Genomic DNA, 17,348 nt, shown 5'->3' on the forward strand with positions numbered 1-17,348 from the left:
TTCACGAATTTTTTGGTCTTGAAAGAGGTACATATAATATGAAAAAAACGAAAAAAGAAGACTTGCGCGTAATCCGGACGAAGAAGCTGATTTTCACTTCATTCATCGACTTGATTCAGGAAAAGGACTATAACTCGATTACGGTTCAGGATATTTCTGACAGAGCGATGATTAATCGGTCAACGTTTTACAGTCATTTCAAGGACAAGCAGGATGTGCTGGATCAGGTCTTTTCCTATGCTCTGACTCCGATGTTCCAGAATATTGAAAGCGATATTCTGGAGAAAGGCTGCATTATCAGAAAAGAGCGTCTGGTAAAGGTTCTGACCAAGATCTTCAAGATGGTTGCAAAAAACCGGTCTTTTTACGTCATGGCACTCGAAGGACAGAATAATTTCGTCATGGCGGACTGCTTCAGGGATTTTCTGACGGAGAATTTTTCAAACATCTTCAGCCGGATGCACGTCAAGGACGGAGACGACGTCATTCCGATGGATTTCATCATCCTTTACATCGTGACGACGTTCATGAGTTCCCTGAAATGGTGGATTGACACGGACTGCAGCCTGCCTGCAGAAAGGATGGCACGACTTTTGATGAAAATCATCTCCAGCGCGGGACTGCAGGTTTGCGACATCAGGGTAATCTGAGCGGAAATTTATGAGAAAAAAATGATTGCAGCTGAAAAGTGTATAATCTGCTCATTTCATTAAAATAATAAAATGACATTTAATGTAATAAGTGAAAAATAACTTATACTAGCATTGAAAACTTATGATACTATTTTTGGAATAGCTGCAATCTTTTGGGAAAATAAGCATTGGCCAGCAGTGAAACACAAAAATAATTTCTGAATATTTTTGAATAGATGCCAAAAAGCGACATACAATCCGCTGCGGTCGAAAAATGTTCGTGTTATAACGTGCTTTTTCGATTTATGACAATTGTAATGTCGCTTTTTTGTTCTTCGAATGGTATATTTATGCATCAATAACGTTTATAAAGATTATTTATGAATTGGCAATAATATCTTGAAGCTTTCAGACGTCCTTTTTTCAAAAAAAGTATTTGAAAATTTTGAAAAATAGCATATAATGACAATAAGAATTTTAATAATCATTTAATAAATGGGGTTTGTTATAGTGAATGAAAATTCCTTGTTAACGATTCAGCATGTAGATACTGCCTTTAAGGTAGACGGGCAGTTCTACAATGCGATCACCGATGTCTCGCTTGATCTTTATCCTGATGAGATTCTCGCCATTGTCGGCGAATCGGGCTGCGGCAAGAGTACTCTTGCCACGAGCGTGATTGGCCTGCACAATATGAGTTCGACTGAGATCAGCGGAAGTATTGTCTATCACCAAAGGGTTGTCAATGAAGACGGTTCTGTTTCGATTAAGGACCATGAGCTTGTCGGAATGAGCGCAGATGAGATGAATGCTCTTCGCGGAAACGACATGGGCATGATTTTCCAGGATCCGCTGGCGGCTTTGAATCCGCTGATGCGGATTGGAGACCAGATCAAGGAAAATCTGGATTTCCACACGAGAATGTCTGAAGAAGAAAAGCAGGCTCGTGTACTTGAGCTGCTTGATCAGGTGGGAATTCCGAAGCCGGAACGCGTTGCCAGGATGTATCCGCATGAACTTTCCGGCGGGATGCGCCAGCGTGTGATTATCGCAATTGCTGTTGCCTGCAAGCCGGATGTCATCATTGCCGATGAACCGACGACGGCGCTGGATGTTACGATTCAAGCGCAGATTCTCGACCTTCTGCGCGACATTCAAAGGGAAAAGCATGCTGGTGTCATCCTGATTACGCACGATCTGGGCGTCGTTGCCGAAACGGCCGATCGCGTTGCCGTGATGTATGCCGGACAGATCGTCGAGGTCGGATCGACTAGACAGATTTTTGAAAATCCAAAACATCCATATACTCGTTCGCTTCTTCGTTCAATGCCTCAGGCAGACAGCGAAAACGATGATCTTTACGTAATCGACGGCATGGTGCCTTCGTTGAAGAACATGCCGCAGAAGGGCTGCCGGTTCGCACCCCGTGTTTCGTGGGTTCCGGCATCCGAGCACGAGGAAGATCCTGTCATGCATGAAGTTGAACCAGGACATGAAGTACGTTGCACGTGCTATAAGAATTTCAAATTTCCGGACGAAGAGCAGGTGGATGAACAATGAGTGAGTCAAAAGATTTAATCACGATTAAAGATCTCTGCGTCCATTATCCAATTCGCTCAGGGTTCTTCAATCGAATCACGGATTATGTTTATGCCGTTGACGGCGTAAACTTTACGATCAAGGCAGGTCAAAGCTACGGAATCATCGGTGAATCAGGTTCCGGCAAATCGACGATTGGAAAGACAATCGTCGGTTTGGAAAAGGCGACGCGCGGTCAGATCATTTATGACGGCTACGACGTGACGAAACGAAAGAATCGTAAAAAACATAAATACAACAAGGACGTTCAAATGATTTTCCAGGATTCTCTTTCAAGTTTGAATCCCAGAAAAAAGATTTTGGACATCATCGCCGAGCCGATCAGAAACTTCGAAGATTTTACCGAAGACCAGGTCAAGGCTCGCGTTGCAGAATTACTTAACATCGTTGGGCTGGAAGAAGAAGCAATGTACAAGTTTCCACACCAGTTTTCCGGTGGTCAGCGTCAGCGTATCGGCGTTGCCAGGGCAGTTGCCTCCAACCCGAAGCTGATTATTGCAGATGAACCTGTTTCTGCGCTGGATCTTTCAGTTCAGGCTCAGGTCTTGAACTACATGAAGAAGATTCAAAAAGATCTGGGCATCAGCTACATGTTCATTTCTCATGACCTTGGGGTCGTTTATCACATGTGCGACAATCTCGCCATCATGCATCGCGGCAAGTTTGTCGAGATAGGTTCCAGAGATGATATCTACAATCATCCTCAGCACATCTACACCAAGCGTCTGCTTGCGGCCATTCCTCAGGTCGACGTCAAGCATCGTGATGAGCACCGTGCATACCGCAAGCAAGTCGAAAAAGAATTCACTGAAAATCAGGACAAGTGGTATGACAAGGACGGCAAGGTCTATGACCTTCGTCAGATTTCCGAAACGCACTGGGTTGCGCTGCCGGACGCAGGGGAGGAGAAGTAATTATGTGGAAAACAGTTTTGCGTCGTGTTCTGATCATGATACCTGAAGTGATTATCCTGAGTGTCTTTGTGTTCATACTGGCCAAGCTCATGCCGGGTGATCCGTTCACGGGATCAATCACACCTCAGACATCTCCTGCAAGAATTCACGAGCTTAAGGTTCAGGCAGGACTCTATGATCCATGGTATGTTCAGTATATTCACTGGATTCAGAATCTTTTTCACGGGGATCTTGGTGTTTCCTACCAGTTCAAGACGCCCGTTGCCGGACTGATCGCATCCCGTGCGGCCAATACGCTCTGGCTGTCACTTATCATCGTCGTTTTGAGCTATTTGTTTGCAATTCCTCTTGGCATCATTGCCGGACGTTTTGAAAACAGCAAGTCTGACCGTGTGATTCAGTTGTACAACTATATCTCATATGCAATTCCGGGTTTTGTGTTCTACTTGCTCGGTCTGTGGCTGTTCGGTTATGTGCTTGGCTGGTTCCCGACTTCGGGATCCGTTTCAGTGGGTGCCGGAAGCGGCATCGGTTATGTCATGAGCCGTGTCTATCACATGGTTCTTCCCGCCCTTCTTGCGGCTTTGATTTCGACGACAAGCACCTGTCAGTATCTGCGAAGTGAAATCATCGATTCGAAAACGCAGGATTACGTAAAGACGGCGCGTGCCAAGGGTGTTCCGGAAAAGACGGTCTTCAACCGCCATATCCTGCGCAATTCGCTGCTTCCGATTGCGGCATTTGCAGGTTATTCGATTACCGGTCTTCTTGGTGGTTCGATCTTCATTGAAACGGTCTTTGCCTATCCCGGAATGGGCCTTTTGTTCATCAACTCACTGACGAACCGTGACTATTCGGTCATTACGGCACTGGTTCTGCTGTTTGGCATACTTAACCTGGTCGGGACGCTCCTTTCCGACATCATCTTGAGTATTGTTGATCCACGTGTCAGAATCGAGTAGAAGGGAGCGAAGTTTGATGTTCAAGAAGAAAACAGAAGAGAAAGCATACACTGGACAGGAAATTGTTGAAAATATGAAGGAGAAGAATGAGGATGCATCGGGTTTCAGGGTACTGGCACGCGAATTTGCCAAGGATCGCGGGGCATTGGGTTCGTTGATTCTGCTGATCATTCTTTTTCTCGGAATCTTCATCGGGGCCATGTTCCTCAATACGGACAAGGTCATGACGGTTGACATCTTCAAGCAGTATAATCACCCCGGCGTTGACGGAATGCTGCTTGGGGGCGACGAAGGCGGCCGTGATGTCTTCAAGATGCTGATTCTGGGTGCAAGAAATTCCCTTATCATCGGGATTTCAATCACCGTTTTAATTGAAGTCATCGGTACAATCTACGGCCTCATTGCCGGTTATTACGGTGGCCGGGTTGACAACGTCATGATGCGTTTTCTTGACTTCATGATGGTTTTGCCGACATTGATGATCATCATCGTCATTGTCACAATCATTCCAAAGTATTCAATGTGGTCATTTGTTCTGATCATGTCAGCGTTCTACTGGGTCGGAACGGCACGACTGATTCGTTCCAAGGCACTTTCGGAGTCACGCAAGGATTACATCAGTGCCTCGAAGACTTCGGGAAGCAGCGACTTGAAGATTATTCTGAGAGAACTGCTTCCGAATCTCAGTTCCATCATCATCGTTGATGCAACGCTCATGCTTGCCGGCAACATCGGCATTGAAGTCTCGCTGACGTATCTGGGATTTGGTTTCCCGGACAGCGTGCCAAGCCTCGGGACACTTGTCGGTTATGCCAATGACCCGTCAGTTCTGACACAGAGGCCGTGGGTATGGCTTCCGGCGGCGCTTTTGATTCTTGTCATCTGCGTCGGCATCAGCTACGTCGGCAATGTTCTGCGTCGTGCGGCCGATGCCCGTCAGCGACTTGGATAAGATTTTTGTTTTAATTCATTTCAGGGTATAAGCTTTTTAAAATTTCAATACCAATCAAATACTAGGGGGTTTCTTTATGAATACCAAGAAAGTTTTCGCAGGTGCAGCGGCAGTTTTGTCACTTTCAGCACTTACGCTTGCTGGTTGTGGAAATAGCAGCAGCAAAAAGGACAGTGACAGCGGCAGCGTTGAAAAAGCCTCGCTTCCGGTCGCCTATAACAACAAGAAGTCATCAGTCAAGGGCGGCACGCTTAAGATCGGCATGGTTTCTGATTCTGCCTTCAAGGGGATCTTTGCACCTGAACTTTCAGAAGACAACTATGATTCTGAAGTAGGTCAGTTCGCCATTCAGTCACTTTTCAACTATGACAACAACTACAAGTTCGTCAAGGGCGGTGCGGCTGACATTTCCTTCAACGACAAGGCCAAGACTGCAACAATCAAGATCAATCCGAAGGTCAAGTGGTCAAACGGCAAGCCTCTGACGTCAAAGGACGTTGAGTTCGCTTACGAAATCATCGCCAACCCTAAGTGCAGCGGCGTCCGTTACACGGATTCGCTGAAGAACATCGAGGGCATGGAAGAATACCACAAGGGCAAGTCCGACAAGATCTCCGGCATCGAGATGAAGGACGAGCACACAGTTGTGCTTCACTTCAAGCAGATGACACCTGGTATGCAGACATCAGGTTCCGGCTATATCTGGGAACAGGCTGAACCTTATGAATACCTCAAGGATGTTCCGTTCGACAAGATTGAGTCCTGTGACCAGGTTCGCAAGAACCCTGTAACGTTCGGACCTTACAAGTTCAACAAGATTGTTCAGGGCGAATCCGCTGAATTTGTCCCTAACCCGTACTACTGGGGCAAGAAGCCTTCTCTGGACAAGATCACGATCCAGACGGTTTCATCATCGTCAGCCGGTGCTGCTCTGAAGTCAAAGAAGTATGACATCATGTTTGACGAACCGACATCGGTCTACGGCGACAACAAGAAGCCTGAGGGATACACGATGATCGGCAAGCCGGAACTTGCATACAGCTACATGGGCTTCAAGGTCGGCAAGTTCGATACGAAGAAGGGCGTCAACGTCGAGGACAAGAACGCCAAGATGAACAACAAGTCCCTGCGTCAGGCCATGGCATATGCCCTGAACGTCGACCAGGTCAACAAGAAGTTCGGTTATGGCCTGAAGACACGTGCAACATCACTGATTCCTGCAGCCTTCAAGGAATACAAGAACACGGAACTCAAGGGTTATCCGCAGGATGTGGACAAGGCCAACAAGCTGCTTGACAAGGCCGGCTACAAGAAGGGCAAGGACGGCTACCGCAAGACTCCGGACGGCAAGAAGCTCACAATCAACGTTGCAGCAATGTCCGGTTCCGCGAACCAGGAAGCCATCATGAAGAACTACATCCAGTGCTGGAAGAAGGTCGGACTCCGCTGCAAGCTGACAAACGGGCGTCTGCTTGACTTCAACAACTTCTACGACAAGGTTCAGGCTGATTCTAAGGATATCGACGTCTTCTTCGGTGCATGGTCACTTTCATCAGAACCGTCACCGGCTGACCTTTACAGCGAAGCAGCACCGTTCAACATGACACGCTTTGTTTCAAAGAAGAACAACCAGTATCTGAAGAACATCGATTCCCAGAAGGCTGTCACAAACCACAAGTGGCGCGTAAAGCAGTTCAAGGAATGGCAGGCATGGATGAACGATCAGGCCTACGTTGTTCCTATGCAGGACTACTACGATGCAATGCCTGTCAAGAATCATGTCAAGGGCATGACGGAAGAGGTATCGAAGTCCTACACACTTTGGGAAAACGTTTCTCTTACAAAGTAGTTTCATAAAAGTCAGAAAAGGGTTTGGAATTTTATTCCGACCCTTTTTTATTGTATTTTTAGGCAAAATTTGAAAAAAACAAGCCTAAAGTGTTATATAATTAACCTGTGTTGTCTTTTATTTTTTGAAAGTCAAATATATAACTGGAGAAATATGGATGAAAAACAAATTATTATCCGGAGCGTTTTGGATGATGCTGGGGAGCATCCTCTCCCGCATCCTCGGAATCGTTTATTTGATACCATGGCTGATAATGATGGGCAATCCCCAGCATCAGAATGCGGCACAGGCAATCTTCAATACGGCCTATACACCGTATGCGCTGTTTCTTTCGCTCGGGACCGCCGGATTTCCCACGGCGATTGCGCGTCAGGTTGCCGAGTACAACGGACAGAACAAGTTCAGAAACAGCGTCAGAGTTTTTAAATTTGCGTCATTGTTCATGCTGTTTACCGGGATCATGTGCGGTGGTCTGCTTTACGTCTTTGCACCGGTCATCGCACAGAAGAGTGCAGTCGTATCGACTGACGTTGCGACGGCGGCAATTCGCGTCATGGTTCCGACATTGGTGATTCTGCCGCCGATGAGTCTGATGCGCGGCTTTTTCCAGGGAAATGCAGATATGCGTCCCTTTGGTATTTCTCAGCTTTGGGAACAGTTTGCCCGCGTCATCTTCATTCTGGTTTCGACTTTTGTCATCATGTACATGCAGGACGGCGACTATATCAGGGCCGTAAACTACAGTACGTTTGCAACGTTTATCGGAGCGATTGCAAGTTATCTTTATTTGTTCTGGTATGCGTCAAGGAAAATTCCGCAATACAGGAAACTGTATCAGGAAAGCGAACCTGCCGACAATCTGCAGATCGTGACAATTTTCAAAAACATCGTCAAGGAAGCTCTGCCTTTCATTTTCGTTGGCTCTGCCGTGACGATCTTTCAATTCATCGATCAGCTGACGTTCAAGGATATCATGGTTAATCTGACGGGGATGCCGACCATCAAGGCCCAGAATCTGTATACTTACTTTTCGGCCAATCCCAACAAAATCACGACAGTCGTCATTTCATTGACGATTGCGATTTCTGAAACGTCATTGCCGCTGCTGGCGTCGCTTGCAAAAAAGAACGACCGGCGTCAAATCGGAACGACGATTGCCCAGAACATTGAACTGATGCTGCTTGCGCTGATTCCGAGCGCAGGTTTGCTCTCAATTCTTGCCTGGGAAGTAAACGGCGTCTTCTTTCCGTTCGACAAGGAAGCTGCGAGTCTGATGAGCTTTGCCTTGATCAGCTGCATGGCGCTTGCTATTTTTACCGACTTCTTTACGGTGATTCAGTCGCTCGGGAAGCACGAATATGCCGTCAAGAAACTTGCTTTGGGAATCATCTTGAAACTTGTGCTGCAAGTACCTTTGACCTATCTTTTTGGGGCATACGGAACGATTCTTGCCACGACGTTTGCATTCGGAATCATTTCCCTGATGGTTTACGTTCACATCAGTCATAATTATCTGGAAGGTGTTCGCCTGCGCAACATCAAGAAAATCCTGTCAATCAACGTCTTGGTTTTGGTGCTTGCCTTTATTTCAAATTCAGTAATCAAAATGGCATACGTTCCCCAGGGAAAGCTTTCAGCGTTCATCTACGCCGCGCTTTTTGGCGGCACGTTCATGCTGCTGTATCTTCTGCTGCTCAATAAGGCAGGGGTGATGAAGGCAGTCTTTGGAATCAACGTGAAGATTCCAGTAGCCCAGAAGGAAAAGGGAAGACACTTCAAGGCTTAGCGTAAGAAATCAGAAAAAGGCATGCCTCAAATTAAAAAGAGGCTGGGAAAAAACTATGTCTCTAACAAAATTCCCGGATGATTTGCAAGTAATTGCAAATTTCATCCGGGAATTTGTTTTTGTATGCGACGCTAAATGCGTGCTTTGACCGCAACCAAGGACTGCCATTTACGGGCAAATCCCAGGAATCGGCATTTTGCCCGTAATCGGGAGCTGGAATTTACGGGAAAAACTCAAAAGCCGGCAGTTTGTCCGTAATCCCGTCCTGGCGCGCAGGTTGTGAATGAGATGCGCAGCACTGCATTTGGCAAAAAAGTCACCCATAATGAAACAGGACCTTTGAAAAGCTGTCTGCCTCAAAAGTCCTGTTTTTTGTTATCTGTTGAAATAAACCAGCGTGCGGGCACCGTTTTTAAGAACGAATTTCGTAATGCCGGCATTTGTCGGCTCATTGACGTTGACAAGATTTCCGATGTTCAAGAACAGATCGAGAATCAGTTTGATCGTAAAGCCGTGGCTGACGACAAGGACGCTTTCATCAGGATGTCTGTCCGTCAGCTCATCGAAAAACTGCTGCAACCTTTCCTTGACTTCGTCATAGGTTTCTCCGCCTGTAACTTCCCATGAATTGGGAAGAAGATTTTCTGAGGCATCGAAGAATTCACTGTATTCTTCAACGATGTCCTGCCAATACATGCCGTCCCACATGCCGTAGTCGAATTCCTTAAGCCGCGAATCAAACGTAATGTTTTGATCCGGCGCAATGATTCCGGCCGTTTCTCCGGCCCGGAGCAGCGGGCTTGAATAAACTGCAGAAAATGATGCGCCTTCTTCTTCAAGATGCTTTTTGGTATTTTGAGCCTGAGTTCGACCGAGTTCGGTCAGCGGCGTGTCGATCTGTGCACCCTGCCAGATTCCCCTGGCATTGGCCTGACTCTGGCCATGGCGGACAAGATAAATCACAGTCATAAATAGTTCCTCCGTTAAATTCGTTAATTCAACTTAATCATTTTGAATATCAAAAGTCAAGCAAAAAAGAGCCCGAAAATTCGGGCTCCACAGTAATTATTCAAGGGGTTTCCATGTCCAGTCTTCGACTTCAGGAAGATCTGCGCCCTCGTCTCTGATATATTGATTGTGCTTGGCAATGATGCTGTCCATTTCGGCGGCAATCTGACCATATTTGTCAGCATCAGGCAGATTCAAGACAACGTCTTTGACAAGATCGAAACGATCCATCTGATTTAAAACGCGCATGTCAAACGGTGTTGTGATGTCGCCGTTTTCGCGGTAGCCGTGAATCATGACGTTGTGGTTGTGACGATCGAAGAACAGGTCGCGAACGAGGCCTTCATAGCCGTGGAAGGCAAAGAGAATCGGCTTATCCTTCGTGAAGAAGGCATCAAATTCTTCGTCGCTCAAACCGCGAGGATCATGTTTTGGCGATCGTAATTTGAGCAGATCGACGATGTTGATGAAGCGAATCTTCAAATCAGGCAGCTTTTCATGCAGAATCGAAACGGCGGCCAATGATTCAAGGTTCGGTTCGGTTCCGCAGGCAGCGATGACGACGTCAGGTCCAGCATTGTGATCCGTTGAAGCCCAGTCGATGATTTTGAGTCCCTTGTCAACAAGTTCTCTGGCTTCAGCGGCCGTATAGAACTGCGGACGAGGATGCTTGGAAGAAACGATCAGATTGATCTTCTCACGGTCATTCAGAACCTTGTCAAAAACGGCAAGCAGGGTGTTGGCATCGGCCGGCAGATATTCGCGGATGAATTCAGGCTTCTTGTCTGCAAGATGTCCCAGAACACCCGGATCCTGGTGCGTATAGCCGTTATGATCCTGTTGAAATACGGTTGAAGTCGAAACGACGTTAAGTGAAGGAATTTCGCTTCTCCATGGCTGCTCCTTTGCTTTTCTGAGCCATTTGAAATGCTGCGTCAGCATTGAATCGACGACGCGCAGGAATGCCTCATACGACGCGAAGAAACCGTGTCGTCCGGTCAGAACGTAGCCTTCAAGGAAGCCTTCATCCTGGTGTTCTGACAGCTGCGAATCGATAATGCGTCCCGAATGTGCCAGAAACTCGTCATTTGGTTCCTTGATATCCTGCATCCACTGACGTTTTGTTTCGTCAAAGATCGGTGCCAGGCGGTTGGACATCGTTTCGTCAGGCCCGAAGATTCTGAAGTTGTGATTTTTGGCGTTAAGCTCGATTACGCGTTCAAGGTATTTGCCGAGAACGGTCATGTCCTGGGCAACAGTCTTTCCGTGCTCTGCATTTTCCAGGGCAAATTCTCTGAAGTCAGGCAGGATGAGGTCGCGAATCAGCTTGCCGGGGTTCGTGTGCGGGTTGGCTGCCATGCGCTTGTCGCCCTTTGGCGCGATTTCGGCAATTTCGGGCTTCAGCCTGCCGTTTTCGTCGAATAATTCTTCTGGACGGTAGCTCTTGAGCCAGGCAACCAGCTTGTCGGCATGCTCCATGTCGTCTTGGTCAACCGGAATCGGAATCTGGTGAGCTCTGAATGAGCCTTCGATCGGCTTTCCGTCCCACTCCCTTGGACCCGTCCAGCCTTTTGGCGCACGGAAGATGATCATTGGCCATGTCGGCAGCGAATCATCACCGGTTTCTCTTGCGTGTTTCTGGATGGCTTTGATTTCCTCGATTGCCTCGTCCATTGCCCGGGCAAGTTCCGGATGAAGTTTTTCAGGGTCCGTTCCTTCAACGATGATAGGATGCCATCCGAGACCTTCGAAGTACTTTGTCAGAGTTTCATTTGATTCGCGCGAAAGAATCGTCGGGTTCGAAATCTTGAAGCCGTTCAGGTCAAGAATCGGCAAAACGGCTCCGTCATGAATCGGGTTGATGAACTTGTTTGACTGCCAGGAAGTTGCCAAAGGTCCCGTTTCAGCTTCGCCGTCACCGACGACTGCAGCTGCAATCAAATCGGGATTGTCGAGGATGGCACCTGTGGCATGCGACAGAGAATATCCGAGTTCGCCGCCTTCATGAATGGATCCCGGGGTTTCGGGAGCAGCGTGAGAGGCAACGCCGCCGGGAAAAGAGAAACGCTTGAAGAGCTTCTTCATGCCTTCTTCATCTTCAGTGATTTCAGGGTATATTTCAGTATAGCTTCCGTCAAGGTAAGAATTTGAAACCATTACCTGTCCGCCGTGACCGGGTCCTTCGATATAGAGCATGTTCAGGTCATACTTGTTGATGACACGGTTAAGGTGTGCATAAATGAAGTTCTGTCCGGCAATGGTGCCCCAGTGTCCGATCGGCTTTGCCTTGACGTCCGATGATTCAAGCGGACGCCTCAGCAGTGGGTTGTCCTTCAGGTAAAGCTGCCCCACTGAAATATAGTTGGCAGCGCGCCAGTAAGCATCCAGTTTTGCGAAATATTCCTTTGATGAGTAATCTTTGGCCATGTTAACGATGACTCCTTTACGATTTGTCTTTACAGTTATATTCTATCAATTTTTTCTTTGGAGTCAACTAATTTGCTGATTGGAACGGTCCAAAGACAAGGTGTGGAGCCGAGCGGTCAGCCCCCGCGTATCCAAGGCGCGCTTGCGACGGGTAAGCTCGTCTTGCCCGAGCAAGGGTGCTTGGGACAAGGGGGTTGTGAGGCGAAACCCGATTATGAAGGTGTGGAAGCGAGCGGTCATGAGCCCGTACAACTGAATAATGATTAAAATTCGTACCGTGATGGCACGGATTTTTTCTTATTCTGGGCGGTACACCGAGATTTCACTCAAATTTTACGGACAAAGTGCCCATTTTGGCCGATTTGTCCGTAAGCAAAACGTATTTTACGGACAAACAGTCATTTTTCAGCAATTTGTTCGTAAATTTTTGACCATTATGACGAGGATTTACGGACAAACAGGGATTTTTGGATCATTTGTCCGTAAAACCTGGTCCAAACCGGCTGAATTTTTACGGACAAACGGCCATTTTTGACCATTTTGTCCGTAATCGGCATTTTTCGGGCAAGCCATTTACGGACAGACGCCCCATTTTCAGCGATTTGTCCGTAAACGGCAGTGATTTTGACAAATGCAGTGCTTAGCATCATCTGCTCAATCACTGCACCTGACCTCAGTTACTGGCAAAACGTTGATTTCTGAGATTTGCTCGTAATCTGAGGCCGCACTGCTTTGGCAAAGGTAACTGAGTAGAACATTTTCTCAATTTTGGATGATTTTGTTCTACTCTCGGAGCAGCGAGGGCCGAATTTGGAGGCAGCGGTAGAACATTTTTCAAAATTTTGGAGATTTTGTTCTACTTTCGAGGCCGTGCGCCCCATTTCCGAAGTGTCCGGTAGACAAAAAAGAGGCATTCACCCCGTTTTTTGTCTACTTTTGGTACCGCGCGCCCCGATTCAGACGTACTGCAGAGATTCCGCCAAAGCAAGAGACTTTGAGACGATGTTTGATGTCAGTGGCTCTGCATTTTGAATTCCCGTCACGGAAGCTTTCTCGTTTCGTTGCCGTCCGTGCATCAAAAGACGTCCGCGCTTCATTCAAAGCATTGCATTACCAAACAACAAAAAGCGACCCGCCACTTGCCTTTTCGGACTTGGGTGCGTCGCTAAAACAATATCTAATTTTCCACGCTGACGAACGTGTTGAATTTCAAGTAGCGGTAGTGGAATCTCATGCTGGAGAATTCAAACGGAGTACCGTTGTCAAGGAAGAAAATGCCTTCCATGATGCCGGCCGGCTCTGTATTTTTCAAGCCAAGCAGCTCCTGGTCACGGAGTGTGGAGGGCTCGGCAAAAACGGAGAGAAACGATTTGTTTACGGAAAGGTTTTGTTCGTTTTGCATATAGTTGAAAATCGAGCCGGAAATGATTTCGGGCGTGAGATCCGGAACGAGTTTGATGGGAATGTATCCCGTTTCGATCATGAAGGGCTCGTTTTCGAAGAGTCTGAGGCGGACGATTTTGTAAACGAAATCGGCGGGTTTCAGGAAGAGGTCGCGCTGCAGTTCCTCAGTCGGTTTTTCAACCTCGAACTCCAGGACCTTGACCTGGGGCTTCTTGCCGTTCATTTTGAAGTTGTCAGTGACGCCAAGGTTTCTGCCTTCTTCGTAGTTGAAGACTGATTCGTTTTTCAAATACAGAGGATTGATGAAGGTGCCTGAACCTCGCTTCTTGAAGATGATGCCGTCGCCTGCCATGCGTGTCAATGCACGTTTGACCGAACTGCGGCTGACTTCGTATTCAAGTGCCAGCGTACGTTCGTCTGGGAGACGCATTTCCTTGAATTCGCCGGAGAAGATCCGTTTCTTAAGGTCGGCGATGATTTGTTTATAGATGAGTTCTGCCATGGGAACACCTCTTTTCGCTTGAATCATACTTACTCAATTTAAGCATACTGTAGCGTTTCAAGCAAGAAAAGGTTAAAATGAAGGGGACGGGAAAATCCGTTTAGGAAATATTGTTATTTTTTAGTAAAATTTAGTTACATTTCCGTCAATCTATAGTAAAATATAAGAGAAGAAATTTAAATTCCTGAACAGGAGGAAAAAATATGGCAGTTTTAGTATTAGGCGGTGCCGGCTATATCGGTTCCCACACAGTTGATCGTCTGGTCGAACAGGGCCAGGACGTCGTCGTTGTTGACAGCCTGGTAACGGGTCACAAGGCAGCCGTCAGACCGGAAGCAAAGTTCTATCAGGGTGATCTGGCTGACAAGCCGTTCATGCGCAAGGTCTTTTCCGAAAACCCGGAGATTGATGCGGTGATTCATTTTGCAGCATTCTCACTGGTTGCAGAATCAATGAAGGATCCGTTGAAATATTTCGACAACAACACTGCCGGAATGGTCAAGTTGCTTGAAGTCATGCATGAATTCAACGTCAACTACATTGTCTTCTCATCAACGGCCGCAACGTACGGAATTCCCGAAAAGATGCCGATCAGGGAAGACGATCCGCAGAATCCGATCAATCCATACGGCGAAAGCAAGCTGATGATGGAAAAAATCATGCGTTGGGCGGATCAGGCATACGGTGTCAAATTCGTTGCTTTGCGCTACTTCAACGTTGCCGGTGCCAAGCCGGACGGCTCAATCGGCGAAGATCACCATCCTGAAACGCACTTGCTTCCGATTGTTTTGCAAGTTGCTCAAGGAAAGCGCGAAAAGCTTCAGATTTTCGGCAACGACTACAATACGCCGGACGGCACGAACGTTCGCGACTACGTTCATCCGTTTGACCTGGCGGATGCGCATATCCTGGCCGTTGACTATCTGCGCAAGGGCAATGAATCAAATGCCTTCAACCTTGGTTCCTCGACTGGATTTTCCAATCTTGAAATCGTCGAAGCCGCACGAGACGTCACGGGCAAGCCGATTCCGGCTGAAATGGCACCCCGTCGCGGCGGCGATCCCGACTCATTGATTGCATGCTCCGACAAGGCTCGCGAAGTTCTGGGATGGAAGCCTCAATTCGACGATATTCACAAGATCATCGAAACGGCCTGGGCATGGCATTCCACACACCCGAACGGCTACAATGACAGATAATAATTGAAAATGCAGTGCCTTGAACCGTCACGTGGCGGAACGAAGCACTGCATTTTTCAGTATGCAGATCTGCAGCTTATGTGCGGGAACAGGCATGATCAGACTAATTTCATCAATGGCTGAGCCTCTTCAGAACCAATCGGCAGGAAGGCCAGACCGACGGCTTCCTCATCAATTGTCAGACGGTAGTCGTCCTGCAATGAAGGGATGATGTTGCTGAGTTTGTTGAGCTGTTCTGATTCAAAACGCGCAAATGAGAAATTTCTGTGCGAGCGTAATTTGTTTTCAAGATCGATGCTGAAAATCACGTCGAGGAAATGACCGTTTCCGTTTGACATTCTCCACTCCTTGCTTTTGCTTGAACGCGATTCGCGTTTTTCAATAACCGTATCATTCATAAGTAATGCCCTCCTTGATTTGACTATGGATATACCATACTCTTGAAGAAAGAGAATTGCAAGCATTTAGTTGCGAAAAATAAGTAAACAATTAAAAATAGGTGTTTTTAATGCTTATATAAGCATAAAGTCCATAAGGATATGCGAAAATAAGGATTGAAACTGGAATATACCAATTTGCTACGATTAAAAAATATTAATTTATTTAATTGCAAGCGCTTTTATTTTCAAGCCTTATGAGATAGAATAAAGGGGTAGGAAAAAGCATCTGGAGGGAAAAAGCATGGATATCATAAAAAAAGAACTCGACAGCTACGATGGTCACAAGGTAACGAAAATTACGCTTGTCAACGATAACGGCGTTGAAATTTCGTGCCTGACGATGGGGGCAATCTGGCAGGAATTTCTTGTTCCGGCAGGAGATTCCAAAAAGAACATGCTCCTGGGTTTTGAACATACTGAAGAATATTATAAGAATTCGCAATGCGTCTGCAAGTCGATTGGACGCGTCGGCGGCCGGATTGCCAACGCCAAGTGCGTCATCAACGGCAGGCAGGTCTCACTTCCTGCAAATGAACACGGGAATACGCTTCATGGCGGATTCCACGGCTTTGATGCATGGAACTGGAACTACACGACTTCACAGAACAAAAACAGTGTCAGCGTCATCTTCCAAAAGAAGATCACGGAGGAAATGGATGGCTTTCCCGGCGATATTCTGGCAACCATCATCTACACGCTGAACAATAACAACAAGGTGACAATCGCATACAGTGCTTTGGGCGGGGAAGTCGACACGCTCTTCAATCCGACGATGCACGTTTACTTCAATCCGAGCGACCGATCCGATTTAAGCACGCTTTCTCTGAAAGTGAACAGCCATGAATTTCTTGATCTTGGCGAACACAACATTCCGACGGGACGCATCCGCGAAGTGGAAGGAACGCCATGCGATTTCCGCGAATTCAGGAATCTTAAGGATGCTGATGAGGAAAAAGGCGGTTTTGACGATGTCTTTGTCGTAAACGAACCAGGACATGCAGCCTTGCCGATTGCCATCCTGCGTGATGAGGAAAGCGGCCGTCAGATTACGATCAATTCGGAAAGAAACGGTCTTGTAATGTACACGATGCCGGAACTTGATGCCGAAATGCGCTTTACCCGCGATGGCGGAGCGCTTGCCAAGCCCGGTGAAGGCGTTGCACTTGAAGCTCAGACGCTTCCTGACGCAATCAATCAGGAGAACTTCGGTGACGTCATCCTGCCTCGCCAGGGAAAGCGCACGTATCGGATTCAGTATGCGTATGACAAGATAAAGTAAAGGTGTGAAGACCAGCCGCCTAACAAGGCGGTAGATAAGGAGGGGCGCGAGCGATCAGCGCAAGCGCAGTCGCGACGCGGCACGAACTTATCATGAGCCTTGTTGCTGGTCTGAGCCCGATTAACAAGGTGTGGAGCCGAACGCCAGAACAATGATTTGAAGTGGCCTGGAAAAATATGTCTCGAACAAAATTCCCGGATGATTTGCAATTAACTGCAAATCATCCGGGAATTTGTTTGTGTATGCGACGTTAAATGTGTGCTTTGACCGCAACCAAGGGCTGCCATTTACGGGCAAATCCCAAAAATCGCCGTTTTGCCCGTAATCCCGCCTTGGAGTCCTGATTGAGCAGGCGATTCTCAGCACTGCATTTAATTCATGTCTCAAAACTGAAA

At 47.2% G+C, this 17,348-nt stretch carries 14 protein-coding genes; 9 read left to right on the top strand and 5 right to left on the bottom strand.

Annotation, left to right across the window (positions count from 1 at the left end):
* Positions 1–38 precede the first annotated feature (38 nt).
* The 7 genes from V7Z60_RS01395 to V7Z60_RS01425 all read left to right on the top strand — a co-directional run bounded on the left by V7Z60_RS01395 (position 39) and on the right by V7Z60_RS01425 (position 8,694).
* Positions 39–650, top strand: coding sequence for a TetR/AcrR family transcriptional regulator (locus V7Z60_RS01395; RefSeq protein WP_334115739.1), 612 nt, complete (start codon positions 39–41; stop codon positions 648–650).
* A gap of 477 nt (positions 651–1,127) precedes the next feature.
* The gene (locus V7Z60_RS01400) at positions 1,128–2,192 is read left to right on the top strand and encodes an ABC transporter ATP-binding protein (protein ID WP_334115740.1); all 1,065 of its coding nucleotides are present in this window, start codon (positions 1,128–1,130) and stop codon (positions 2,190–2,192) included.
* Positions 2,189–3,145 (top strand): ATP-binding cassette domain-containing protein, encoded by a 957-nt coding sequence (locus tag V7Z60_RS01405; protein ID WP_334115741.1) that lies wholly within the window; start codon positions 2,189–2,191, stop codon positions 3,143–3,145. Before V7Z60_RS01400 ends, V7Z60_RS01405 begins: the two co-directional genes overlap by 4 nt.
* A gap of 2 nt (positions 3,146–3,147) precedes the next feature.
* Positions 3,148–4,107, top strand: coding sequence for an oligopeptide ABC transporter permease (gene opp4B / locus V7Z60_RS01410; RefSeq protein ID WP_334115742.1), 960 nt, complete (start codon positions 3,148–3,150; stop codon positions 4,105–4,107).
* Positions 4,108–4,180: 73 nt separating this feature from the next.
* Positions 4,181–5,059, top strand: a complete 879-nt coding sequence (locus tag V7Z60_RS01415; RefSeq protein ID WP_334115761.1) for an ABC transporter permease — start codon at positions 4,181–4,183, stop codon at positions 5,057–5,059.
* A 76-nt stretch (positions 5,060–5,135) separates the two neighbouring features.
* Positions 5,136–6,908 (top strand): oligopeptide ABC transporter substrate-binding protein, encoded by a 1,773-nt coding sequence (locus V7Z60_RS01420; protein ID WP_334115744.1) that lies wholly within the window; start codon positions 5,136–5,138, stop codon positions 6,906–6,908.
* A 157-nt stretch (positions 6,909–7,065) separates the two neighbouring features.
* Positions 7,066–8,694, top strand: coding sequence for a putative polysaccharide biosynthesis protein (locus V7Z60_RS01425; RefSeq protein WP_334115746.1), 1,629 nt, complete (start codon positions 7,066–7,068; stop codon positions 8,692–8,694).
* 375 nt (positions 8,695–9,069) lie between these two features.
* Here the strand turns inward: V7Z60_RS01425 and V7Z60_RS01430 are convergent, their stop codons facing one another.
* From V7Z60_RS01430 to V7Z60_RS01445, 4 genes are all read right to left on the bottom strand, one after another.
* Positions 9,070–9,663 (bottom strand): histidine phosphatase family protein, encoded by a 594-nt coding sequence (locus tag V7Z60_RS01430; RefSeq protein ID WP_334115748.1) that lies wholly within the window; start codon positions 9,661–9,663, stop codon positions 9,070–9,072.
* 96 nt (positions 9,664–9,759) lie between these two features.
* Entirely contained in the window at positions 9,760–12,129 is a 2,370-nt protein-coding gene (locus tag V7Z60_RS01435) for a phosphoketolase family protein (RefSeq protein ID WP_334115750.1), read from the bottom strand.
* A gap of 434 nt (positions 12,130–12,563) precedes the next feature.
* Complete coding sequence (locus V7Z60_RS01440) at positions 12,564–12,791, bottom strand: hypothetical protein (RefSeq protein WP_334115763.1); 228 nt, start codon at positions 12,789–12,791, stop codon at positions 12,564–12,566.
* A gap of 515 nt (positions 12,792–13,306) precedes the next feature.
* Positions 13,307–14,035: a GntR family transcriptional regulator gene (locus V7Z60_RS01445; RefSeq protein ID WP_334115752.1), complete on the bottom strand. Its 729-nt coding sequence runs from the start codon at positions 14,033–14,035 to the stop codon at positions 13,307–13,309.
* Positions 14,036–14,238: 203 nt separating this feature from the next.
* Here V7Z60_RS01445 and galE point away from each other — a divergent pair, with 203 nt between their 5' ends.
* Complete coding sequence (galE, locus tag V7Z60_RS01450; protein WP_334115754.1) at positions 14,239–15,234, top strand: UDP-glucose 4-epimerase GalE; 996 nt, start codon at positions 14,239–14,241, stop codon at positions 15,232–15,234.
* A gap of 98 nt (positions 15,235–15,332) precedes the next feature.
* On the opposite strand, the gene V7Z60_RS01455 is transcribed toward galE, so the two are convergent.
* Positions 15,333–15,632: a hypothetical protein gene (locus tag V7Z60_RS01455; RefSeq protein ID WP_334115756.1), complete on the bottom strand. Its 300-nt coding sequence runs from the start codon at positions 15,630–15,632 to the stop codon at positions 15,333–15,335.
* A gap of 283 nt (positions 15,633–15,915) precedes the next feature.
* Here V7Z60_RS01455 and V7Z60_RS01460 point away from each other — a divergent pair, with 283 nt between their 5' ends.
* Positions 15,916–16,953: an aldose epimerase family protein gene (locus tag V7Z60_RS01460; protein ID WP_334115757.1), complete on the top strand. Its 1,038-nt coding sequence runs from the start codon at positions 15,916–15,918 to the stop codon at positions 16,951–16,953.
* The last annotated feature ends 395 nt before the right edge of the window (positions 16,954–17,348 follow it).

Source organism: Ligilactobacillus sp. (genome assembly GCF_036846325.1).
GTDB lineage: Bacteria > Bacillota > Bacilli > Lactobacillales > Lactobacillaceae > Ligilactobacillus.